Origin of the sequence: Paractinoplanes maris (assembly GCF_023544465.1) — a bacterium.
GTDB lineage: Bacteria > Actinomycetota > Actinomycetes > Mycobacteriales > Micromonosporaceae > Actinoplanes > Actinoplanes maris.
In genome coordinates, this window is record NZ_JALPVL010000012.1 from 347,414 (window position 1) to 370,497 (window position 23,084).

Annotated in this window: 21 protein-coding genes, 2 tRNA genes and 1 rRNA gene; 13 read left to right on the plus strand and 11 right to left on the minus strand. The window is 68.5% G+C overall.

Annotated features, from left to right (window positions below; all coding sequences use genetic code 11):
- The first annotated feature begins 2 nt into the window (after positions 1-2).
- Positions 3-914: an alpha/beta hydrolase gene (locus NAG42_RS32985; protein WP_250035852.1), complete on the plus strand. Its 912-nt coding sequence runs from the start codon at positions 3-5 to the stop codon at positions 912-914.
- A 27-nt stretch (positions 915-941) separates the two neighbouring features.
- Positions 942-1,418, plus strand: coding sequence for a ribose-5-phosphate isomerase (locus tag NAG42_RS32990; protein WP_250035853.1), 477 nt, complete (start codon positions 942-944; stop codon positions 1,416-1,418).
- Here the strand turns inward: NAG42_RS32990 and NAG42_RS45150 are convergent.
- Positions 1,415-1,720, minus strand: coding sequence for a hypothetical protein (locus tag NAG42_RS45150; protein WP_438872488.1), 306 nt, complete (start codon positions 1,718-1,720; stop codon positions 1,415-1,417). The two genes, NAG42_RS32990 and NAG42_RS45150, sit on opposite strands and share 4 nt — an antisense overlap.
- 256 nt (positions 1,721-1,976) lie before the next feature.
- Complete coding sequence (locus tag NAG42_RS33000) at positions 1,977-3,197, minus strand: GNAT family N-acetyltransferase (protein WP_250035854.1); 1,221 nt, start codon at positions 3,195-3,197, stop codon at positions 1,977-1,979.
- 104 nt (positions 3,198-3,301) lie between these two features.
- Here NAG42_RS33000 and NAG42_RS33005 point away from each other — a divergent pair, with 104 nt between their 5' ends.
- Positions 3,302-3,892 carry a DNA-directed RNA polymerase II gene (locus NAG42_RS33005; protein WP_250035855.1) on the plus strand — a complete coding sequence of 197 codons (591 nt, stop codon included), beginning with the start codon at positions 3,302-3,304 and terminating at the stop codon, positions 3,890-3,892.
- A gap of 75 nt (positions 3,893-3,967) precedes the next feature.
- Complete coding sequence (locus NAG42_RS33010) at positions 3,968-4,861, plus strand: glycosyltransferase family 2 protein (RefSeq protein ID WP_250035856.1); 894 nt, start codon at positions 3,968-3,970, stop codon at positions 4,859-4,861.
- Here the strand turns inward: NAG42_RS33010 and NAG42_RS33015 are convergent.
- Genes NAG42_RS33015 through NAG42_RS45155 form a run of 6 tightly spaced genes read right to left on the minus strand, consistent with a single transcriptional unit; the run spans position 4,852 to position 10,560 of the window.
- A complete protein-coding gene (locus NAG42_RS33015) occupies positions 4,852-5,232 on the minus strand; it encodes an AtzH-like domain-containing protein (protein ID WP_250035857.1) in 381 nt (126 codons plus the stop codon). The genes NAG42_RS33010 and NAG42_RS33015 overlap by 10 nt on opposite strands.
- Positions 5,233-5,256: 24 nt before the next feature.
- Positions 5,257-6,879: a SulP family inorganic anion transporter gene (locus NAG42_RS33020; protein WP_250035859.1), complete on the minus strand. Its 1,623-nt coding sequence runs from the start codon at positions 6,877-6,879 to the stop codon at positions 5,257-5,259.
- Entirely contained in the window at positions 6,876-7,538 is a 663-nt protein-coding gene (locus tag NAG42_RS33025; protein ID WP_250035860.1) for a cysteine hydrolase family protein, read from the minus strand. Before NAG42_RS33025 ends, NAG42_RS33020 begins: the two co-directional genes overlap by 4 nt.
- A 31-nt stretch (positions 7,539-7,569) precedes the next feature.
- Positions 7,570-8,295, minus strand: coding sequence for a biuret amidohydrolase (gene biuH, locus NAG42_RS33030; protein WP_250035861.1), 726 nt, complete (start codon positions 8,293-8,295; stop codon positions 7,570-7,572).
- Entirely contained in the window at positions 8,292-9,914 is a 1,623-nt protein-coding gene (locus tag NAG42_RS33035) for an allophanate hydrolase (RefSeq protein ID WP_308201220.1), read from the minus strand. Before NAG42_RS33035 ends, biuH begins: the two co-directional genes overlap by 4 nt.
- A 10-nt stretch (positions 9,915-9,924) precedes the next feature.
- Entirely contained in the window at positions 9,925-10,560 is a 636-nt protein-coding gene (locus NAG42_RS45155; RefSeq protein WP_250035863.1) for a GntR family transcriptional regulator, read from the minus strand.
- 620 nt (positions 10,561-11,180) lie between these two features.
- On the opposite strand from NAG42_RS45155, the gene NAG42_RS33045 reads away from it, so the two are divergent.
- On the plus strand, positions 11,181-14,555 hold the full coding sequence (locus tag NAG42_RS33045) for an HD domain-containing protein (protein WP_250035864.1): 3,375 nt from the start codon (positions 11,181-11,183) through the stop codon (positions 14,553-14,555).
- 54 nt (positions 14,556-14,609) lie between these two features.
- On the opposite strand, the gene NAG42_RS33050 is transcribed toward NAG42_RS33045, so the two are convergent.
- A tRNA-Gly gene (locus NAG42_RS33050) sits at positions 14,610-14,680 on the minus strand.
- A 131-nt stretch (positions 14,681-14,811) separates the two neighbouring features.
- On the opposite strand from NAG42_RS33050, the gene NAG42_RS33055 reads away from it, so the two are divergent.
- The 5 genes from NAG42_RS33055 (at position 14,812) to clpX (ending at position 19,270) form a co-directional block, all read left to right on the plus strand.
- Positions 14,812-14,885, plus strand: a tRNA-Pro gene (locus tag NAG42_RS33055).
- 38 nt (positions 14,886-14,923) lie between these two features.
- The gene (tig, locus tag NAG42_RS33060; protein ID WP_250035865.1) at positions 14,924-16,273 is read left to right on the plus strand and encodes a trigger factor; all 1,350 of its coding nucleotides are present in this window, start codon (positions 14,924-14,926) and stop codon (positions 16,271-16,273) included.
- Between the two features lie 189 nt (positions 16,274-16,462).
- Positions 16,463-17,092, plus strand: coding sequence for a ClpP family protease (locus tag NAG42_RS33065; protein ID WP_250035866.1), 630 nt, complete (start codon positions 16,463-16,465; stop codon positions 17,090-17,092).
- 11 nt (positions 17,093-17,103) lie between these two features.
- A complete protein-coding gene (locus tag NAG42_RS33070) occupies positions 17,104-17,769 on the plus strand; it encodes an ATP-dependent Clp protease proteolytic subunit (protein WP_250035867.1) in 666 nt (221 codons plus the stop codon).
- A 211-nt stretch (positions 17,770-17,980) separates the two neighbouring features.
- Positions 17,981-19,270, plus strand: a complete 1,290-nt coding sequence (gene clpX, locus NAG42_RS33075) for an ATP-dependent Clp protease ATP-binding subunit ClpX (protein WP_250035868.1) — start codon at positions 17,981-17,983, stop codon at positions 19,268-19,270.
- 68 nt (positions 19,271-19,338) lie between these two features.
- Here the strand turns inward: clpX and NAG42_RS33080 are convergent, their stop codons facing one another.
- Positions 19,339-19,917 carry a PadR family transcriptional regulator gene (locus NAG42_RS33080; RefSeq protein ID WP_250035869.1) on the minus strand — a complete coding sequence of 193 codons (579 nt, stop codon included), beginning with the start codon at positions 19,915-19,917 and terminating at the stop codon, positions 19,339-19,341.
- Between the two features lie 71 nt (positions 19,918-19,988).
- Between NAG42_RS33080 and NAG42_RS33085 the strand changes: the two genes are divergently transcribed.
- Positions 19,989-20,348: a nuclear transport factor 2 family protein gene (locus tag NAG42_RS33085; protein WP_250035870.1), complete on the plus strand. Its 360-nt coding sequence runs from the start codon at positions 19,989-19,991 to the stop codon at positions 20,346-20,348.
- Between the two features lie 160 nt (positions 20,349-20,508).
- Positions 20,509-21,306: a carbon-nitrogen hydrolase family protein gene (locus NAG42_RS33090; protein ID WP_250035871.1), complete on the plus strand. Its 798-nt coding sequence runs from the start codon at positions 20,509-20,511 to the stop codon at positions 21,304-21,306.
- Between the two features lie 903 nt (positions 21,307-22,209).
- Here the strand turns inward: NAG42_RS33090 and NAG42_RS33095 are convergent.
- Complete coding sequence (locus NAG42_RS33095; RefSeq protein ID WP_438872486.1) at positions 22,210-22,407, minus strand: hypothetical protein; 198 nt, start codon at positions 22,405-22,407, stop codon at positions 22,210-22,212.
- 612 nt (positions 22,408-23,019) lie between these two features.
- Here NAG42_RS33095 and NAG42_RS33100 point away from each other — a divergent pair.
- Positions 23,020-23,084 (plus strand): 16S ribosomal RNA (locus NAG42_RS33100); the annotation flags it as partial.

The window sequence follows — 23,084 nt, forward strand, 5'->3', positions numbered from 1 at the left end:
TCATGCTCAACCCTCAGGTCACCGCCGCGGCCGGTCTTCGGGCCCGGCCGCCGGCTGAGCTCACCGAGCCGTACGAGTTGCTGACGTTCATGCGGCAGGCGATGGAGGACTCGAACGAGGCCGAGTGCGGCCCCGCCCTGCCGCTGCCGGTCGTGGTGGACGTCGACGCCGGGGGAGTGCCGGCCCGGCTCTACGCCTCCCGGGTCGACGCGCCGCTCTTCGTCTACCTGCACGGCGGCGGCTGGTGCTACGGCAGCATCGAGACCGTCGACCGGGTGTGCCGCCGCATCGCCGACCGCTCGGACTGCGCGGTGCTCTCGGTCGGCTACCGGCTCGCGCCCGAGCATGTCTTCCCGGCCGCGCTCGACGACGTCGAGACCGTCCTGGCGTACGTGCGCAAGGCGGGCGCCGAGCTCGGTGTCGACCCGTCCCGGCTGGCCATCGGCGGCGACAGCGCGGGCGGCCAGCTCGCCACGGTGGCGGCCCGGCGGCAACGGGACGCGGCCACCCCGCTCGACCTCCAGGTGCTCATCTATCCGGCGATCGACCCGATGACCGCCTCCGAGTCCTACGACGAGGTCGGCTCGTACGGCATGAACCGGGCCGCCATGCGGGCGGCCTGGGAGACGTATGTTCCCGACCCGATGACCCGGTTCACCCCCGACGTGGCGCCGCTCGCGACCGCCGACCTGGCCGGCATGCCGCCCACCTTGATCATCACGGCTGAGTACGACGCCCTGCGCGACGAGGGCGCCGACTACGCCGACGCCCTGCTGGCGGCCGGGGTCCCCGTGGTTCACACCCGCTACATGGGGGTGAATCATGGTTTTGCCCGCAAGCTCGCCGTGCTCGACGACGCCCGGGCGGCCACCGATCAGGTCGCCTCTTACCTGCGGGCGGCCTTGCGCTTCTGACCGTCGGATTTTTGAGAGAGTGAGACCATGCGCGTCTACCTTGGTTCCGACCACGCCGGCTACGAGCTGAAGATGCACCTCGTGAACCACCTGATCAAACAGGGGCACGACGTCGTCGACGTGGGCCCGCACGTCTACGACCCGGAGGACGACTACCCGGCGTTCTGCCTGCACACGGGGGCCAGGGTGGTCGCCGACGAGGGCTCGCTGGGCATCGTGATCGGCGGTTCGGGCAACGGCGAGCAGATCGCCGCCAACAAGATCGACGGGGTCCGGGCGGCGCTGGTCTGGCGCACCGAGATCGCCCAGCTGGCCCGGCAGCACAACGACGCCAACGTGATCAGCATCGGCGCCCGCGAGCACACGCTCGACGAGGCGACGGCCTTCGTCGAGACCTTCCTGGCCACCTCGTTCTCGGGCAACCCGCGCCACGCCCGCCGGATCAGCCAGCTCACCGACTACGAGGCCGGCCGCCCTGCCCTGCCCGAGCTCCCGGCCAGCTAACGGTTGCGGGGCAGTTCCTCGCGGGGCACCCAGTTGCGGCGGACGATCGTCAGGTTGCGGTCGGCGTCGGCCAGGTCCTGCGCGGTGGGGCGGGCGGCGTCCCGGGCGCGCAGCGCCGCACCGACGCTGACCTGGGACGACCCCGAGCCGACGAGGCCGCGCAGCCCACGCTCGAGTTCCCGGTCGTCGCCACCGTTGCCGGCCGGGCCCGGCGGCTGACGGCGGCCCCCGCTGGGCCGCGGCGGACGCACCACCCGCTCGACCGGCACCGGCGCGGGCTCCACCGGGGCCGGATCGGCGATCCGCCCGGTAACCGCCGCCCCCGCACCCGCGGCATCATCAGCGGTCACGGCGGCCTCCGCGGCCACGGCGGTATCCGGGGTCACGTCCGCCTCGGCCGCCACGGCGGTATCCGAGGTCACGGCCGCATCCGCGGCCGGCCCGGCGGTCTCGTCGGCGACCGGCGGCGGCGCCGGCGCGGCCGAGCCGCTGGAGGGACGCAGGCGGCGGCGTCGGCGTTCGGGCTCAGCCATGCCGCCGACGCTACCCCGCCCATGCTCAGAACACCTCGAGTGCGCCGGGCTGGCGGTACCACCCGAAGGCGGTCGACGGCAGGTTGTCGGTGAACTGCTGGACCCGCCCGGCTGTGGCCAGCGCAGCCAGACTGGTGCCGCCCAGATAGGCCGCGCCCAGCTCGGTGACCGTGCAGGCGAAATCGGCGGCGTCCCCGGTGCGTACGCAGGAGGCCTTGTCCGGCCCGCCGGTGAGCCGCCACCGCCCGGTGTTGGCCTCGAGGACCGGATCGGTCACCTCGAACACCGCGTCGACCGGGGTCGCGTAGCGCCGCGCCTCGAGCGCCCGGGGCAGGTCGACCAGCCGCACCCAGAGCGCGTCGGAGTATCGCCGGCCGAGCTTGCGGGGCTCGTCGACCATGAACTGCAGCGGCTCGTCGACGCCGGCGAAGCTGTACGTCGCCGTCCGGGCCAGGTCGGTGCCGAGCAGGAACCGCCACAGCTCGGCGTAGACGCCCGGGTTGCCCGCCACCAGCTCGACCACCCGCACCTCGGCCGCCGGGCCGTGGCTGTCCCAGCTGCTCTTGACGCGCCACAACGCGTACCCGATCGGCCCGTCCGCGGTCTCGTAGACCACGCCGCGCATCTCGGTGGCGCCGTCGCGCTGCTCGTCGCCGTCGGCCAGCAGGTAATCCCACCAGTACGCGGGCCGGCTCGACCAGCCGACCCGATGGATCCGGAGGTCGTCGTGGACGGCCCGCAGCTCGTCGAGGGCGGCTTTGGGCGGGATCAGCCGCAGCTTGCCGGCGGGCGCGGCCGGCCCGGTGATCTTCACTTCGCGGCTGCGGATGTCGAGGCGCAGGCGGGCGGCGGCCGGACCGTACCCGAAGCGGGGGTAGATCGCGGTCTCACTGGCCCAGAGCGCCGCCACCGGCTCGCGGCCGGCCTCGGCGATCTCGGTGAGCTGGCGGCGCATCATCGCGGTGAGCAGGCCGCGGCGCCGGTGGGTGGGGGCGACGGCCACGCCGGTCACGTGGGCGACCGGGATCACCGCGCCGGGCACCGTCATGTCGCGGGTCTGAATGGCCGCGTGGCCGACGACGGAGCCCTCGTCGTCGGCCACCACCGAGCGCTCGGCCTCGGTGATGGTCGATTCCAGGTCGCGCAACTCGTCGGTCAGATGCTCGTGGAAGGCGAAAAGCACCATGTCGACGATCGCGCGCCGGTCGTCGTCGGTGGCGGCACGCAGCCGTACGGATTCGGGCATGGGACTTGTGTAGCGGACTGTGGCGCCGGGAGCGAACGATTTGCCGGGTCGCTACTCTCGTTGTGGGCGGCGGTGGGACGCACCGCCAACCGGAGGGGGATCTGATGCCTGAGCAACCGCAGTGGTCGGAGCGGACGCTCGACATGCCACCGCAAGATCCGTGGGCCGACGCGCCCACGACGCCGACGCACGCACAGCCACCACCGACGGCGCCCTTCCCGGCGCCCGGGGCTCCACCGGCGGCGCCGTTCAACCAGGGCCGGGCCCAGGTCAACCCGCGTCCTCAGGCGGAGCACGAGCCAACCGGCGTCGGCTGGCCCGGTGCCGAGGCGCCCGCCGCCCACCACGGCATGAGCTGGCGGTGGAGTGAGCTGCGCCAGGGCGGCGAGTGGACCAGCGCGGCGGTGCTGTTCGCCTTCGTCTGCTGGGGCATCTGGGCACTCTCCGGTGACGGTCCCTTCGGCACCCCGACGGTCGTCCTGGTGGTCACGCTGGCCGTCGCGGTCGGCGTCTTCTGCCTGGCCCGGGTCGTCGGTCATCTCGTGCTGGAACGGCAGATGGGCCGGGTCCGGCGCACCGCCCGCGGTTCCCACCTGGTCACCGCCCTCTTCCTGGCCGGTGTCGGCGTGGCCTGGTTGCAGCAGACCCAGTGGGTGATGGACGCCTTCCACTGGGTCGCCGACCTGTTCAAATAGTCACCGCCTGACTACCTTCCGGGGTGTGCTCGCCGGCACGGCATGCCGGCGAGCAAGCCGGGTATTGCCGCCGCCGTGACGGATCAGCGGACAGGCGTCGTGGTGATCACCTGGCAGCGGCGCGACGAAGCGGTGGCAGCGGTGCGGCGGCTGCGGGAGCTGCCCGAGCAGCCCCCGATCGTGCTGGTGGACAACGGCTCGACCGACGGCACGGCGCAAGCGGTGCGCGAGCAGTTCCCCGAGGTCGACGTCGTGGCGCTGACCACGAACCAGGGGGCGGTGGGCCGCAACATCGGCGTCGCCCGCCTGCGCACCCCCTATGTGGCCTTCTGCGACGACGACACCTGGTGGGAGCCGGGCTCGCTGACCCGGGCGGCCGACGTCCTCGACGAGTTCCCGCGGCTGGCCCTGCTCAACGCGCGGATCGTGGTGGAGCCGGCCGGGGTCGACGACCCGATCGTCGAGGAGCTGCGCGACTCGCCGGTGCCCGGCCCCGACTGGCTGCCCGGCCCGGCGCTGGGCAGCTTCCTGGCCGGCGCCTCGGTGGTCCGGCGCGAGGCCTTCGAAGGGGCCGGCGGTTTCAGCGAGCGGCTCTGGCTCGGCGGCGAGGAGGAGTTGCTGGCCACCGACCTGCTGAGCTCGGGCTGGGAGTTGTGCTACCTCGAAGATCTGGTGGTGCACCACCGCGCGTCGGTGCTGCGCGACGCCACCCACCGGCGGCGGGTCGGCCTGCGCAACACACTCTGGTTCACCTGGCTGCGCCGGCCGCTGGTCCCGGCCGTACGCCGGAGTGTCTTCCTGGCTCGCACGGTGCCCCACGACCGCGTCTCGGCGCTGGCCGTCTGGGACGCGGTGCGCGGGCTGCCGTGGCTGGTGACCGCCCGGCAGCCGCGCCCCGCCGATGTCGAGGCGCGGCTGGCCGGGTTGGACGAGACTCAGCGCCGCTCCCGAGCCCGCCGCTATGTCTGAGGAAGCGGGCCCGGGCGCGGCTCCGAGACGTGCGCGGTGACGATCCGCCATCCCTCGGGCAGCCGCACCCACGTCTGCGACTGGCGGCCCAGCACCTCGCTGCCCGGATAGCCGAACAGCGTGTTCACCACGGCCACATTTCCGCCGTACGCCTGAATGCTGGTGTCCTTGAGACGCCGGCCGGGCGGCAGCGGCGGCTGCGCGAGCCGCCACCGCCGCTGCTCGGCCAGGCCGATCTGCTGGTCGGCCAGGCCGTAGCGGACGGCGTCCTCGGCGAAGAACCCGATGATCGCGTCGACATCGTTGCGGACCAGAGCCTTCTCGTACGCCTCGAAGGCCGCGCCGACCTCCGCCATGACATCCGCTTCCACGTCTTCCCCTTCGTTCGGCGATCGTCAGGAGACCGCGGTCTCCGGTTGCCGCGGAGCCGGCACCCCACCCTCGGGCGCCTCGGTGAAGGCGTTGCCCTCGAAGGTCTCCACCTCGTCCTTGTCCGGCACCCGGGGCGTCGGCTTGGTCAGTGCGAACAACACGCAGACCACGGTGAGGAACAGGTAGCCGAGCGACACCTGCCCGTCCGCGTTCCACTGCACCTTCTCGGCGTGGATCAGACCGATGAAGCTGAGCACCGCGCCCGACCCGGCGAACACCGCCGCGTGCCAGAAGCGCTTGTCGATGATGAAGGCGACGATCGCCCCCAGCACCAGGCCGGCCAGGATGGCGCCTTCGCCGAGCGTCTTGAGGCCGTCGTAGACGACGCCGGCGCCGGCCAGCGCCCCGGTGCCGACCTCGGCCGCCGTCGTGCCGGCGGCCGCCAGCGTGTTGTCCATCTGGCCGGTGGCCCACGAGGCGATGTTGGGGATGAGGGCCGCGACCACCGCCGCCGCGTGCGCCCGGGGAGTCGCCTGGAACGCCTGAGCGCCGATCAGCAGGCCGATGTAGAGCAGGATGGGCACGATCGCGGCCGTCGGGAAGATCGCCCCGAGCAGGCCGAACAGCCCGAAGAAGCAGAGCAGCGCGATCACCACGCCGGTCGCCATCGAGTAGCCGGTGCGGCCGCCCGCGGCCTTCCAGCCGGGGTGCCCGACATAGACGGCCGGCGGGAACGGCGAGCCGAGGCAGGAGCCGATCACCGCGCCGGCCCCGTCGGCCAGCAGCACGCTGCGCAGGTTGTACCGGTCACCGGCGGTGGCCGCGCTCTCCACGTTGGTCATCGCCTCGGTGAAGTTGTAGACGCCCAGCGGGATCGCGGTGGCCAGCAGCGGGGCCATGTCGCGCAGGCCGTCGACCAGCAGGTCGAACTTGAGGTGCGGGAAGGCGAACGCGATGTCCCGGGCGGCCGAGGTCACGTCGGGCACCGACATGGCGCCGCCGATCCACCCGATCGCCGTGCCGACCAGCAGCGCGGCCAGCCCGATGGGGAAGTTGAACGGCAGCCGGATGTCGGTCAGCAGCCCGATCAGCAACAGGCCGAAGACCGGCAGGGCGATCCAGGCGTAGTTCCACATGTTGCCGGCCGGGTTCATCGAGATGAACGTGATCGAGATGCCGGCCAGCGTGCCCAGCAGCGCCGCCCGCGGCGTGTACTTGCGGATGTACGGGCCGACGAACGCGCCGATCAGCACGATCACCCCGATGATGAACGCCCAGGCGATGCCGGCCGTCCACGCCCGTACCGCGTTCCCGGTGGTCAGATAGATCGGCAGCATGATCACGAAGATCACGATGAACATGTGCGGCACGCTCGGGCCGTACGGCAGGGCGGTGACGTCGCTCCGGCCCTCCTTGGCGGCCAGCCGCCGGGCCAGCCAGGTGTAATACACGTTGCCGGCGACCAGGGCGACGCCGAGCGCGGGCAGGATGACCCCGAAGACGTCCGACGCCGGCATCTGAATGACCCCGATGCACAGTGCGGTGAGGGTGAGGACGTTGACCAGCACGTTGACGCCGAAGCCGAAGAAGGCGTTGGTGTCCCCGCGAACCCAGAACGGAAGTCTTGCCGCAGCGGTGGTCGTCATTTCTGCTCCTCGGAGGCTGCGATGGCCGCGATCACGGTGGGGGAGTCGGCGACCCAGCCGAAGATGCCGCCCTGCGCGGCGATCATCTCCAGCCCGACGCGCTGGAACTCGGGAAAGTAGGAGCCGACGCAGTCGGCCAGGACGAGGCACTCGTAGCCGCGGTCGTTCGCCTCGCGGACAGTGGTGTGCACACACACCTCGGTGGTGACGCCGGTGACGATCAGCCGGGTGATACCGAACTTGTCGAGGATCTCCTGCAGGTCGGTGGCGTAAAAGGCACCCTTGCCCGGCTTGTCCAGCACCACCTCGCCGTCGACCGGCGCCAGCTCGTCGACGATGTCGTGGCCGTACTCGCCGCGGATCAGGATGCGACCGAACGCGCCTGGGTCGCCGATCCGCTGGGACGGGAGTCCGCGCCGGAGCTTGGCCGGCGGGCAGTCGGACAGGTCCGGCTCGTGTCCCTCCCGGGTGTGGATGATCGGCAGGCCCTCGGCCCGCCACGCCGCCATCAGCGCGGCCAGCGGCTCGATGGTGCGGCTGAGCTGGGACACGTCGTTGCCCAGGCTCTCGCCGAAGCCGCCGGGCAGAAGGAAGTCGCGCTGCATGTCGATGACGAGCAGGGCGGTGGTGTCCTGGTCGAAGGTGAAAGGGGCCGGCATTGCGTCGACAGTCGGCATTCTCAGACCGCCTTCAGTCCGTTGTCCGGGCGGGGTGGGGTGGGACGGACGGCTCCGTTGCCGCGATCACGTCGTCCGAGGTGGCGACGCAGCCGAAGACGCCGCCCTGCATGGTGACCATGTGCAGAGCGGCGGTGTGGTTGGACGGATCGGTGGCGCCGGTGCAGTCGCTGAGGATCAGGCACTCGTAACCGCGGTCGTTGGCCTCGCGCATCGTGGTGTGCACGCAGACGTCCGTCGTGATCCCGGTCAGGATGATGTGCGTGATGCCGTGCGTCCGCAGGACCAGGTCGAGGTTGGTGGCATAGAAGGCGCCCTTGCCGGGCTTGTCGATCAGCACCTCGCCGGGAACCGGGGCGACCTCGGGCACGATCTCCCAGCCCGGCTCGCCCTTGACCAGGATCCGGCCGCACGGCCCGTCCGCGCCGATCTCGGCGCCGATCTGCGCCGAGCGCCAGCGCTTGTTGGCCGGCAGGTCGGACAGGTCGGGGTCGTGTCCCTCCCGGGTGTGGATCACCAGCATGCCCAGCGTCCGCACGTGCTCGAGCAGCTTGGCGGTGGCCGGCAGCCCGGCCCGGGTCAGCTCGATGTCGTAGCCCATCGAGTCGACGTAGCCGCCCTTGCCGCAGAAGTCGACCTGCCAGTCGATGCAGATGAGCGCCGTCCTCGACACCTCAACGGTGCCGTCGTACGGCCAGAGGTAGGGGTTTGCCTTGACCGGTCCGATGCGTGCGGTCATGAATTCGGTCCTTCCGAGCGATAGTTCCGCCAGCCGCCGCTGGCAGTGATGTCTTTCGCGCCGGTCGCCGCGTACGCCTCGCAGAGGAACCCGGTGACCTCGGTGCCGTCGTCCAGGGCGATCCGGCCGAGCGACAGCGGCGCCGCGATGCCGGCCAGGAAGCCACCGACCTGTGCGGCCGGCAGTTGCCAGAGCTCCAGGTCGATCGACTCGCCGGTGCCGTCCCGGACCAGCCCGGGAGCGCCGGTGGGCAGGTGATAGAGGCGGTAGAAGGGTGCGGTGCGGGCGGCACCGACGAGCGTGGCGCCCCGGTCGAGCAGGTCGCCGTTGCGCGGCTCGCCACTCAGGTGCAGTCCGACGACCGCGAGGAGCACGGTGTCGTCGACCGGCCGGGACCGGGCCAGCAGGGCGAGCGTGTCGTCACTGAAGGCTGGTCCGAAGAGGGTGATCGACGCCGGTCGCCCGTCCTCGGTGAAGCCGTTGGGCACGGTCACCGCGGCCATGTCGAGCAGATTGGCGAACTGGGTATATCGACCGAGCGTGAGATTGCGGCCGATCGGGTCCTCGTCGATCTCACTGTGCGTGAAGGTGGTGCCGATGGTCGGAAGCGCCAGGACGTCGATCCGCTCCCACATGCGGCCGGCCGCCGCCTTCAACTCCTGCAGGCGATGCTGAGCCCGGAAAGCATCGGCGGCCGAGAAGCCGTACCCGGTCTCGAGGACAGCTCTGGTCACGGGCAGCACGGAATCCGGGTGCCCGGCCAGGAACTCACCGAGGTCGGCGAGCCGCTCGGCCACCCAGGGGCCGCGATACAGAAGGTCACCAGCCTCCAGTAACGCTCCGATGTCGACCGTCACGTCCCCGGTGAACCGCGCGAACGCCTTCTCCTGCCCCGCGTCCCCGAAGAAATCAAGAGCTTCCGGTACGCCGATCCGGGGCTCCGCGAGAAGCGGCCTCCGCCCTTCCCGCGACCACGGATCTTCCGGTACGCGGCCCCGCGCGACCCGCATCACCCGGTCGGCCGTGGGCACGTCCCGGGCGAACACCGAGACACAGTCGAGCGAGCGGCAGGCCGGCACCACCCCGAGCGTGCTGAGCAGTCCGCGGGTCGGCTTGATGCCGACGATGCCGTTGAGCGCGGCCGGCACCCGGCCCGACCCGGCGGTGTCCGTGCCGAGCGCGAAGTCCACCGTCCCGTCGGCCACCGCGACGGCCGACCCGGAGCTGGACCCGCCGGAGATGAGCCCGCCCCCGAAGACGCTCTCCGGCCGGCCGTAGGGCGAGCGCGTCCCGGTCAGCCCGGTGGCGAACTGGTCGAGGTTCGTCTTGCCGGCCACGACCGCACCCGCGTCGATCAGCCGCTGCACGACCGGGGCGTTCCGTTCCGGGGTGTACGCGAAGTCGGCGCAGGCCGCGGTGGTCGGCAGCCCTGCCACGTCGATGTTGTCCTTGACCGCGAACGACAGTCCGGCCAGCGGCAGCCGGGGATCGACCTGCTCGGCCCGCTCCCGCAGCTCCCCGGCGGTGAACCGGCTGATCCAGACGCCTTCGTTTTCGCTCACATCGTCGATTGTCGACAATTCTGTTTCGGCGAAAGCCGCGCTTTGTAACGGCGCGATTTCCCTTGGCTCACTGCAGGTAGGTGCGGGCGCCGTGCGCGCTCAGAGCTTCGAGTACGGCGGTGGTGTCGCCCCGTTCGACGGCCGCGAAGAGCCGCTCGTGCCGCACCACACCGTCCTCGGCCCGGGCCACCTCGGCCTCCCGCCGCAGGTTCACCGCCATGTAGAGCTGGATGCGCACCAGCACCGAGCCGTAGATCTCGGCCAACTGCCGGTTGCCGCTCAGCGCGACCACCTCGGTGTGGAACCGGCGGTGCGCGTTGGCCAGCTCGAGCCGGTCACCGGCCTCGGTGGCCGCGCTCATCACCTCGAGCGCCGCCCGCAACCCGGTCAGATCGGGATCGGCCGGAATGGCCGCGACGGCGTGCCGTTCCAAAACGTCGCGCACCTCGTACAGCTCCCGCACGTCGTCGTCGGAGAGCGTCGCCACCCGCGCCCCGCGCCGCGGAATGTGCTCGACGAGCCCCTGCTGGACGAGCAGCCGCATGGCTTCCCGCAGCGGCGCCCGGCTGATCCCGAGCCGGCGCGTCAGCTGCTCCTCGACGAGGCGCTCACCCGGATCGGTGCGCCCGCTGAGGATCTCGCCGCGAAGGCGCTCGACGGCGAGCTCGACGAGGCTGTACGTCTGAAGCTCCCCGGTGTTCACGCGACGAGTCTGCCAGCCCCCGCGCCGCGCCGTCGGCGCCGTCGTCCGTTTTTGTCGTCGCGGCGCGGCCGTCGTTGGCGGGGGTCGGTCTCAGCCGCGGTCGGGTTTGTCGTCGTGGCGTCGTCGTCCCTCGCGCACGCTCGGCAACACCGCCACCAGGATCATGACCACCCCGATGACGATGAGCGCGGTCCACAGCACGGTCATCGTGCGAGGCTAGCGCCGGTCACCCCACCGTGGCGTCCGGGACGGATCCGCCGTCGTGCGCCATCCGCGCAAACAACCCGCCACCACACGTGCCGCCCCGAAGTTGATCGCCGTGCGTGGCCCTGACCTGAACCCACAGTGCGATTTAAGGCAGCCCTAATAGACGGACATCAAACTCGGCACTAAATTTTCCCCGGGTCTGGAGCGCAAGCTTCCAGAAGCTCGGCCTCGGCACTCAAGCTGGCCGAGACGCGCGGCGCTGGGTGGCGGCCCGGCGCCGCGCCCCGATCCGGCCAAGTCGGACTCCAGGTCACGAACGTCTCGCCATCCGTCATTCGTGGTATAGCGGCGGACGATGCACGTCACTACGGTCTTCCACCACGCCTGATGTCGTGCCGGACCCTGGAGAGCCTGTGACCACCCTCGAGCAGACGTCGCTGTGGGCCCACTTCTCGTCCTGCGCCGACGAGAAGCAACGGTTGATGGTGCGAGCCCTCGTCGACGAGCTCGAACCGCTCCTCGGCCGCATCGTGGAGACCTTCCCGACGTACACCCTGCACGACGGGAATCACGCGCTCAACGTCATCCGGCACATGGGCAGCCTCCTGGGCGCCCAGGTGCAGCACCTCGATCCGCTGGAAGCGGCGTTTCTCATCCTGTCGGCCTACAGCCACGACGTCGGCATGCTCTTCCACCCGGACGAGTTGGAGGGCCTGCGCGGCGAGTCGAAGTTCGACCACTTCCTCAAGTTGCATCCGAGTGCCTACATCGAGCTCAAGGAGAACGGCGACGTCCTCACCCCCGGAGTCGCCGAGTGGTACTGCCGCTGGCGGCACGCCGACCGGGTCTTCGTGCACCTCAACGCCATACCGGACGAGCGGTTCCTGTGGGGAGTGGTGTCGATCCGGGACATGCTCGGCGAGGTCTGCCGATCGCACAACGCCGACGCCTCCGTGCTCAAGAGCGACGAGGACTTCCCCATCGACTACCTGGGCCGGGCCGACCTGAAGTTCTGTGCCGTACTGCTGCGGCTGGCCGACATCCTCGACTTCGACCGGTCCCGCAGCCCGGAGTCGGTCTTTCGCTTTCTCGGCCTGGAGCACGCCACCGGCCGGCAGCTGAAGACCAGCCTGGGGCAGTGGCAGAAACACTTCGCCTCGGACGGGTTCGTCTTCCCGGACAGCCGGCCGGTCGACTATCCGATCACCCTCATCGCCGCGCCGGACAACCCGACCGTCGACCACGACATCCGTGAGTTCCTCGACGTCATGGAGCGGGAGTTCAAGGAATGCCTGGCCGTACGCCGGTCCTGCTCGCCGAAGTGGCGCGACCTGGCGCTGCCGCTGGCGGTCGACCGCGGACAGATCCATCCGCGGGGGTACCGCTACGGCAACTACCGGTTCGAGCTCGACCGCGCCCAGGTGCTGCGCCTGTTCATGGGCGACAACCTGTACGAGAGCGACCACACCTTCGTACGGGAGCTCCTGCAGAACGCGATCGACACGAGCCGGCACCGCGAGCACTTCGAGAACGCCCAGGGCAGCCCGGACTTCCGGGCCGAGCCGATCCAGGTCCGCGACTGGCGGGACGCGGCCGGGCGCCGGTGGATCCGGATCGACGACTTCGGTATGGGCATGAACGAGCGCATCCTGGAGGACTACTTCCTCGCTGTCGGCAAGTCCTTCTACCGCTCACCCGACTTCAAGGCCGAGATGCTGCGATACAGCCGGCCCGGCCAGGACTCGTTCGAGCCGATCAGCCGGTTCGGAATCGGAGTGCTGAGCTGCTTCATGGTGGCCGACCGGGTGGAGGTGTCGACGCGCCGGTGTGCGGCGGACGGGACCGAGACGGCCGCAGCCCTCAGGTTGTCGCTGAATGGGCTCGAGTCGTACTACACACTTCAAGCGGAGCCGCTGCGACCGCAGGCCTTGCCCGGCCCGGAGGGCGGCGAGACGGGATACCGGCGCGAGCCGGGCACGTCGATTGCCCTGCGGATGGATGACCAGCGGCAGGAGCCCGGACCGGTACGTGGCCTCGTCACCCAGTACATACTCGGCTCGCCCGTCGACATCCTGGTCAACGGCGAACCGTGCGGCCCCTCACACGATGAGTTGGCCGGCACTCCCTGGCGCGACGTCCCGGTGTATTTGCCCACGTCGCCGATCGGTCGGGTGGATCTGGCCCGGAGCGGTACGGATGACCCCGGCGGCCCCGTGATCAAGATCGTGCCGCTCGACCTCACGGCCCACTCGCCCGACCCTCGCCTCGGCGGCCAGATGATCCTGATCGGCTTCCGGGGATGGTATTCCGGGTCGATTTCGCCGGCCAACTTCAGTGCGGGGTATCTGGAATACAAGCAGGATTCCGTACTTCCGTACGACGTCAGAAGCAGTGGCTCGCGTGACCGCAGAATCCGGGTCGATCTTCGCCGATGGATTGCCGATCAGTCGTGGGACATGCGGGAGATCTTCCGAGATGGCCTCGCCCTGACGCACAACGGGATCCGGTTGCCGTCAGTGGCGCGCTGGAGGGGGAAGATGGACGAAATAGACGACCAGATCGTCGATGCGGGTTTGCCCTTCTTCGGCGCGTCGGACACATCCACATCTGATGATGAACCGGAGGAAGGTGCCCGCATCGACTGGGAACCTTACTTCGCGAGTGTCGAAAGCATGAAGCCCGAAGCTCTTGATGAATGGCGAGGACTCGGCCGCGAGCCGGTCGAGTGGGATGTACCAGGTCTAACTTGGCAGGCAGTCAACGAGCACTACTTCCGAACACAGTACAACCGATATAATATTAGCGGGGAACCCCACAGGAAAACCTTGGGATTGGAGAGCTTCTACAAATGGGCTTGGGCAGTCCGAGCAGGAGTTGTCACTCTGCGCGACCAGCTGCATCCACGGCTTTCCGTGTCGCGTGATCTGATTGTCAGCTGGCCGTGGAATCTGATGTCCAGCCTGATGCTGGCTTATCTTCGGGCCTTACAGGATTCGAATGAAGTATGTGCGGAGTCCGTTCTCTCAGCCGGTGGCGAGATGTTCGACGACGGCAACGCGGGATTCATCGAGAACGGCGTCATGCGAACGATCACCGGGGACCCGAATATGCACTGTGCGGGAGGATGGCTGGACCAGCCGGTGCTGATGACGCACGCCTTCTCGGCCCCGCCGAAAGAATTCGCTCGGGTGAGCACCGGTCGGCGGCTGTCACTCGAGTCTCTTAAAGCGCAACTGTCCGGCCGCGGGGAGGGCGAACGCATACTCGTCTCAGCTCCTCCGCTGGAGGAGATCCGCGGGCTTTTGATAAATGAGCTCCATGCGTCTTTCCTGACAGTCGTCGCGGCGGCGGTGCTGCAACTCGGTTGTCGCTTTCGCGTGATCTCACCAGCCGTTGCCGACACGTATGGCGCATATGCCAGATCGGTGAGATACGAGGTGGTGGACGGCGAGCCGCTGACCCACCCGGCGCTGGACCGGTATCCGCCGTTGATCTTTGTTGAGTACGAGGCCTGCGACCTGCTGCGCCGGGGAGGCGACGGCTTGAACATCGAGCACCCGATGTCCCGGCGGCTGCTCGACGCCACTGAGGGGCTGCTCACCTCGGCCCGCAGTCAGCACGCGACGATCCTGCGCGAGCTGACGCGCAATTTTTCTATGCTCAGCGCCGACACGGCCCGCGAAAGCGTCGCCGAGGTCAACCGGGTGCTCGAGCAACTCCGGGCCCGTGGGTTCACACCCAGCCCGCCCCCCGATCTCCACCTGTCGGTGGAGGACCTGGGCCTCTGACGTGGAAGGGGCAAGGTTTGCGCTCTGCGCGAACCTTGCCCCTGCACTGCGTCGAGCGGGCGACGAGAATCGAACTCGCGTAGTCAGTTTGGAAGACTGAAGCTCTACCATTGAGCTACGCCCGCAACGGCCCCGCTCAAGACGGGGTCGCGGGGACAGCTTACTGAATCACTCCCCGTCCACGCGAACCGGATTCCCCACCAGGTGACTCCAGCGCACGCGCGGGGAAGCGGACCGCATACACTGGCCGTCGCCACGGGGTGTGGCGCAGCTTGGTAGCGCACTCGCTTTGGGAGCGAGGGGCCGTGGGTTCAAATCCCGCCACCCCGACTGACAACAACTATTCGGCAGCAACAAGGAGTACGCCTGTGAAGAGCACCGTCGAGACTCTGAGCCCGACTCGGGTGAAGCTCGCCATCGAGGTGCCGTTCGACGAGCTCAAGCCGAGCCTGCAGAAGGCGTACCGGGAGATCGGCGCGCAGGTGCAGGTGCCGGGCTTCCGTCGCGGCAAGATCCCGGCCGCGGTCATCGACCAGCGGGTGGGGCGCGGCGCGGTTCTGAACGAGGCCGTCCAGGAGGCGATTCCGCAGCAGATCCTGGCCGCCGTGCGTGAGCACGACGTCAAGACGCTGGGTCGTCCCGAGGTCGAGATCACCGAGTTCGGCGACAACGAGCCTCTGAAGTTCACCGCTGAGGTCGACGTCCGTCCCGAGATCACCGTTCCCGACCTCAAGACGATCTCCGTGACCGTCCCGGCCGTCGAGATCGGTGACAACGAGATCGACGAGCAGATCAACGGTCTGCGCGAGCGTTTCGCCACGCTGAAGTCGGTTGACCGGCCGGCCGCCGAGGGTGACTACGTGCAGCTCGACCTGAAGGCGACCGTCGACGGTGTGGAGGTGCCGGGCGGCTCGGCGACCAACATCTCGCACGAGGTGGGCAGCAAGCAGTTGCTCCCGGGCCTCGACGAGGTTCTGGTCGGTCTGGTGGCCGGCTCCGACGCCAACTTCACCACGCAGCTCGTGGGCGGCGACTTCGCCGGCCGTGACGCCGAGGTCGAGGTGACGGTTCGCAGCGTCAAGGACAAGCAGCTGCCCGAGGTCGACGACGAGTTCGCCCAGATGGCCAGCGAGTTCGACACGCTCGAGGAGCTGCGCGGCGACCTGCGCGAGCGGCTCTCCAAGGTCAAGAAGGTCGAGCAGATCTACGCGGCCCGTGACGAGGCGCTCAAGCAGCTCGTCGAGGCGGCCGACATCCCGGCTCCCGACGGCGTCGTCAAGGACGAGGTCGAGGGTCGCAAGCAGGCGATGACCGACCAGCTGGAGCGGATCGGCGCGACCCTGCAGGATTACCTCAGCTCGGAGGACAAGACCGAGGAGCAGATCGACGAGGAGCTGACGGAGGCCGCCCAGGAGGGTGTCCGCATCCAGTTGCTGCTCGACACGATCGCCGACGCCGAGGACGTTCAGGTCTCGGACGACGAGTTCGGCCACGAGATCGTGCACCGGGCGCAGCGCGCTCAGATGCAGCCTCAGCAGTATTACGACCAGCTCGTGCAGTCGGGCGCGGCCGCCGCGGTCTTCGGCGACGTGCGCCGGGGCAAGGCGCTGGCCTCGGTGATGGAGCAGGTCGAGATGAAGGACAGCGAGGGCACCGTGCTGACCCTCGACGACCTGCGCGCCGCCGGCGAGGACGAGCACGCCGGTCACAACCACTGAGCTTCGACAGTCGGCGGGAGCCGTCGCCTTTGCGGGCGGCGGCTCCCGGCGTTTCCGCCGGGGGCGTGCGCTGTCAGCGAACACCTGCCCGAGCGGGAAGCTGATGCGCATTCGACCGGTTAGGTTGGTCGTACGACGGACAACTTGCCGGCCGCCACTGGCCGACACAGTCAGCTTCGAAGGGCTGCCATGACCGATCTTCATCTCCCCGCGAGCCCTCTGCTCCGCGGTGATTCCCTCAGTGGCAACCTCGACGACTCGGTCTTCAACCGCCTGCTGCGTGAGCGCATCATCTTCCTCGGCAGCGAGGTTTCCGACTCGGTGGCCAACCGCATCTGCGCGCAGCTGCTGCTGCTTTCCGCCGAGGACCCTGAGCGCGACATCAACCTCTGGATCAACTCGCCCGGTGGCTCGGTCTACTCGGGCATGGCGATCTACGACACGATGCAGTTCATCGAGAACGACGTTCAGACCGTCGCGATGGGCATGGCGGCGTCGATGGGGCAGTTGCTGCTCTGCGCCGGCGCCCCCGGTAAGCGTTTCTCGCTGCCGCACGCGCGGATCATGATGCACCAGCCGTCCGGCGGCATGGGCGGCACGGCCGCCGACATCGCCATCCAGGCCGAGCAGATGCTCTACACCAAGCGCATGTTCCAGGAGCGGGTCGCTTTCCACACCGGCCAGACCCAGGAGCAGATCGAGCAAGACTCCGACCGTGACCGTTGGTTCACGGCTCAGGAGGCCGTTGACTATGGCTTCATCGACAAGGTGATCACCGGGGCCACTCAGGTTCCCGAGGGCGCCGGCACGCTGAACTGAGGAGCTGAACTATGACTGACCTGACCTTGCCCTCTGGGTTCGCGCCGGTGCACAACCGCTACGTGCTCCCCTCCTTCGTCGAGCGTTCTTCGAACGGGATGATGAAGGAGACGAACCCGTACAACAAGATGTTCGAGGACCGGATCATCTTCCTCGGCGTGCAGGTGGACGACGCGTCGGCCAACGACGTGATGGCCCAGCTGCTGACGCTGGAGAGCTCCGACCCGGACCGCGACATCCTGATGTACATCAACTCGCCCGGTGGCTCCTTCACCGCCATGACGGCGATCTACGACACCATGCAGTACGTCCGTCCGGACATCTCGACGGTCTGCCTCGGCCAGGCTGCCAGCGCGGCCGCGGTCCTGCTGGCCGGTGGTACGGCGGGCAAGCGCATGGCGCTGCCGAACTCTCGGGTGCTGATCCACCAGCCGGCCACCGAAGGCGGTTACGGCCAGGGCTCGGACATCGAGATCCAGGCGCGGGAGATCCTCCGCATGCGCAGCCAGATGGAGCAGATGATCTCGCGGCACACCGGCCGTTCGGTCGAGCAGGTCCGCAAGGACGTCGACCGCGACAAGATCATGACGGCCGACGAGGCCAAGGAGTACGGCGTCGTCGATGTCGTCCTGGCGAGCCGTAAGAAGAGCCTGCAGTCGGTGGGCTCGGGCAGCTGAGGCATCATGGTCAGAGGCCGGCCGGGACGTTCAGGACTGGCTGACCTCTGACACGCCCGTTTTGGGGGGTCGGAGAACCGCACCTTTACGGGTAACGTCGTGCATGCAGCCTCAGTTACGCGGTTCGGCAGACGATGAGATGGCAACGAGGCAATCAAGTCCTCGGATCTGGGTTGGCAGCAGCTGACCGATGAGCTCAAGGAGAACGTAGGTGGCACGGATCGGCGACGGCGGCGACCTACTGAAGTGCTCCTTCTGTGGGAAGTCCCAGAAGCAGGTCAAAAAGCTCATCGCGGGCCCTGGGGTCTACATCTGCGACGAGTGCATTGACCTCTGCAACGAGATCATCGAGGAGGAGCTGGCCGAGACCGGCGAGGTGAAGTGGGAAGAGCTTCCCAAGCCGATGGAGATCTGCCAGTTCCTCGATCAGTATGTGGTGGGCCAGGAGCAGGCCAAGAAGGCGCTCTCGGTCGCTGTCTACAACCACTACAAGCGCATCCAGGCCGAGTCGAGCGGCGCGCCCGGCGGAGGCAGCGACGTCGAGGTCGCCAAGTCCAACATCATGCTCATCGGTCCCACCGGCTGCGGTAAGACGCACTTGGCGCAGACGCTGGCCCGCATGCTCAACGTGCCGTTCGCGATCGCGGACGCCACGGCGCTCACCGAGGCCGGCTATGTGGGTGAGGATGTGGAAAACATCCTGCTCAAGCTGATCCAGGCGGCCGACTACGACGTGAAGCGGGCCGAGCAGGGCATCATCTACATCGACGAGGTCGACAAGATCGCTCGCAAGAGTGAGAACCCGTCGATCACCCGCGACGTCTCCGGTGAGGGCGTCCAGCAGGCCCTCCTCAAGATCCTCGAGGGCACGGTGGCCAACGTTCCGCCTCAGGGCGGCCGTAAGCACCCCCACCAGGAGTTCATCCAGATCGACACCACCAATGTGCTGTTCATCGTCGGCGGCGCGTTCGCCGGCCTGGACCGCATCATCGAGTCCCGCGTGGGCCACGGCGGTGTCGGTTTCGGGGCGCACCTGCGCTCGATCTCCGAGCGGAACACGGACGACATCTTCAGCCGCGTGATGCCCGAGGACATGCTGAAGTTCGGCCTGATCCCCGAGTTCATCGGCCGTCTCCCCGTGATCACCACGGTCCGTAACCTCGACCGCGAGGCCCTGATCAAGATCCTGACGGAGCCTCGCAACGCCTACGTGAAGCAGTACCAGCGCCTGTTCGAGCTGGACGGCGTCGAGCTGGAGTTCGACTCCGGCGCTCTCGAGGCGATCGCCGACCAGGCCATGCTCCGTGGCACCGGCGCCCGTGGCCTCCGCGCCATCATGGAGGAAGTCCTGCAGTCCGTGATGTTCGAGGTCCCGAGCAACCCCGACGCCGCCCGGGTGGTCATCAACCGCGAGGTCGTGCTGGAGAACGTCAACCCGACGATCGTCCCGCGCGAGTTCGTCGGCCGCCGTCGTCGCGAGCGCGAGGAAAAGTCCGCCTGACCCGATTCGAGCCGTCGCCGTCGTCCCTCCGGGTGCGACGGTGGCGGCTTTTCCGCGTACGAGTGTCGTCACTCCCCGTCCGCTGCCGGCGCGCTCTCTCCACGGCGTGTGAGGGTCTCGATCACGGTCGTGGCCCAGCGGATGTTCAGCTGCTCGTACATGCGCCCGGCCATCAGCGTCAGGTAGGGCCCGACCTGGCTGCTCTCCGCGTAGAACTCGGTCTCGCCACGCCCGGCTAGCATCCGCTCCCGCAACTGGTCGTAGCCGGCCAGCTTCTGCCGTGCCCGCTCCCGACGGGTGGCGGCCGCTTCCACCGCCGCGCCCGGATCCGTCAGGTCGACCGCCTGGAGTTGGACGAGGAACTCATCGCGCATCGCCGGCGGTTTCGCCGGTCGTCGCGTGAACGCCCGTAGCTCTTCCCGCCCGGCCGCCGTCAGCGAGAACACCCGCTTGTTGGGCCGCCGGCTCTGCTCCACCACCCGGGCCGAGACCATGCCGTCCTGCTCGAGTCGCTCCAGATCCCGGTAGAGCTGCTGCGGTGTCGCCGACCAGAATTCGGCTACTCCCACGTCGAACCGCTTGGCCAGCTCGTACCCCGAGGCTTCCCCCTGCGACAGAGCCGCCAGCAGTGCATGGCGCAGCGACATCTGGACACCTCTCCACCCGCGGGCTAGCGTCATCCACACCTATTCAATTTGTTGAGTATAGGGGCCGCGCCGTGCACCCGTTCCGATCCGCCATCGAATCCCGTGACCTCGACGCCGCCCTCGCCCTCCTCCACGAGGACGTCATCTTCCGGAGCCCGGTCGTCTTCACCCCCTACCGAGGCCGCTTCGCGGTGGCCCCCATCCTCCGAGCCGTCATCCAGGTCTTCGAGGACTTCCACTACACCCGCGAGCTGACCTCCCCTCCCGACCACGCGCTGCTCTTCCGGGCCCGCGTCGGCGACAAACAGCTCGAGGGCTGCGACTTCCTCCAGGAGTCGGCCGACGGCCAGATCACCGACTTCACGGTTATGATCCGTCCACTCAAGGGCATCCAGGCCCTGGCCGAGGCCATGCAGGCCCGGTTGTCCTGACCACGGTCACTCCTGCCGTCCATGCGTACCTCCTGCTCGGTGGGGGCGACTGCGAGTCAACCGTCAACGAGCCGCCGCCGACAGCGCCTTCGGTAGGGGGCTGAGCCAGTACTTCCGTACGGGGTGGAAGGGTGCCTCTCCGCACTCGTACGCTTCAGGCATGCGCGTAGCGGTGTGCCAGGTGAATTCGCGAGCCGACCGGGACGACAACCTGCGGGTCGCGCGTGAGTTGCTGGAACGAGCCGCGGCCGCCGGCGCCGAGCTGGCCGTCCTCCCCGAGTACGTCGACTACCTGGGCCCCGGCGACACCGCGCCCAAGCCGGAGGCGATCGACGGCGATTTCGCCCAGTTCTTCTCCGCCGCGGCCCGCGAGATCGGCATCTGGGTGCACGCCGGCTCCTTCCACGAGAGCGGCCCCGACGCCCGGCGCACTTACAACACCTCGTTGGTCTTCGACCCGCAGGGCTCACTCGCGGCGCACTACCGGAAGATCCATCTCTACGACGTGGAGATCGCCGGCCGGGTCTCCTATCAGGAGTCCCGATCGGTGGCGCCCGGTGACGAGACCGTCGTGGCCGAGATCGCCGGCGTTCGCACGGGCCTGTCGATCTGCTACGACCTGCGCTTCCCCGAGCTCTACCGGCGACTTGCCGTGGAGGGGGCGGCCCGCGTGCTGGTTGTGCCGGCCGCGTTCATGATGCACACCGGCCGCGACCACTGGGAGGTCCTCCTCCGCGCCCGCGCGATCGAGAACCAGTGCTTCGTCATCGCGGCCGGCCAGATCGGCGACCACGACCCCGGGCGTACGTGTTTCGGCCGCAGCATGATCGTCGACCCCTGGGGGACCGTCCTGGCCCAGGCCCCCGACACCGTAGGCATAGTGACCGCCGACCTCGACTTCAACCGCCTCGACAAGATCCGCACCGAGCTTCCCAGCCTCGCCAACCGTCGCCTCTGATTTCCCGTACGCCTTCACGACATCCCCGTCCGTCCCGGTCTGACGGCAAGGGGCCAACGGGCCGTCTGATTCCCGTACGCCTTAACCGCCATCCAGCCCAGTCCTCAAACCCGCCCGCCCGTTACGCCCACCCAAGCTCAGCCCCACAAATCCGCCCCCGCGCGTTGCGCTCCCGCCGGTCCGCCGCCCGTTCCGCTCTACCGGAGCCCAGCTCCACGGCCCTGCCCCTGCTGGTTCCTCTGCACCGGGGCTCAGCCCCCTGCTGGTTCCGCCGCACCCGGAGCTCAGCACCACGGATCTGCCCGTGCTGGTTCCGTCCCACTGGGGTTCTGTCCCATGGTTCTGCCCGTGCTGGTTCCGTCCTACTGGGGTTCTGTCCCACGGTTCTGCCCGCGCTGGTTCCGTCCTACTGGAGCTCATGGGCTACGGACTCGCTCTTGCTGGTTCCGTCCCACTGGAGCTCATGGGCTACGGACTCGTTCTTGCTGGTTCCGTCCCACTGGAACCAAGGGCTACGGACTCGCCCCTGCCGGTTCTGCCTCCGCCGATTCCGGCCTGACGGTGAGGAGTGAATGGGACAGGGCTATGGCCGGCGCCCGGCGGCCATAGCGCTCGAGCCCTGCGTGATGGCGCCAGCGATCGAGCCTTGCTCCGATGGAGCCGCACCTGCCGGCGCCGACCACCTCGGTCGCGTGCAGGCGGGCGTTCTTGCGGCGGGCCGACTCGGCGACCTTGCTCTCGGAGTGTTGGTGTCGCCCAGCCGGCTCAGACACAACACGGGGCGGCGAACCGGGCCGTGAAGGCGGAACGCCTGATCAAACCGGCCGCTGGGTGTGATCGGTGGGTGGCTGACGGTTCACTTCTCGGGGCGGTTGGCGGTCGCGCGGGAAGGTGTCAGCGGCGTCACAAAAGTTGAATCAAGTAGCCGGCCACGGCGAAACCGATGACGGCGCCGGCGGACAGGAGCATCGCGCCGCCCATCCGGGAAGGGCCGCGTTCGAGGAGGCGGCGCACGGATATGACCAGCGCGACCAGCAGAAGCGCCCCGATGACGAACTGCCCGAAGGGCATGATCATGTCGACGAGCACGTCGGCGGCCAACGTGGGGGAAGCTCCCATGTGCCCACTCTTTCATGCCGCGAAGCGGTTTCGGGTCTTCTCGCCGCAGGGCCGGGCACGGGGGTCGATTTGCATGAGCGGCACCCGGTCGCGTAACTTTCTCTCTGCCCGAGGGAAACCCGGACGAACGACGCGAAAGCGACGCTCGGCTGGATCTACCAAAGGGCAGGCCTCATGCTTGATCAACGAGGCCGGGCGGAGCGGAGCAGGGCGACTTGCGGAAGCGGAACCGACCGGGTAGGTTAGTCAAGCCAGCGGGAACCGGGCAAGCAGATCACCAAGGTGATCGTCGGCCGGTCCGCGAGGCCACTCTCACGATCTACCCGCCGAAAAGCGGGCTCGATTCGTGGGGCAAACTTGGGCGATGTGAGCTGGATCTTAGATCTTGCGCTTACGGAGTCGGCCAGGTAAGTTTGAACGGTTGCCCCGGAGCAGTTAGCCGGGTGTGGTTGTTCTTTGAGAACTCAACAGGGTGCTTGATAAGCCAGTGCCAATTAGTAATACCCCGGCCGGCTTACTCCTTTCTTCGGACAGGGGTGTCGGTTGGAGATTCCTTTGGCAACATTATGTTGCCGGGACGCTTTTCCAAAGATTTTGTTGGAGAGTTTGATCCTGGCTCAGGACGAACGCTGGCGGCGTGCTTAACACATGCAAGTCGA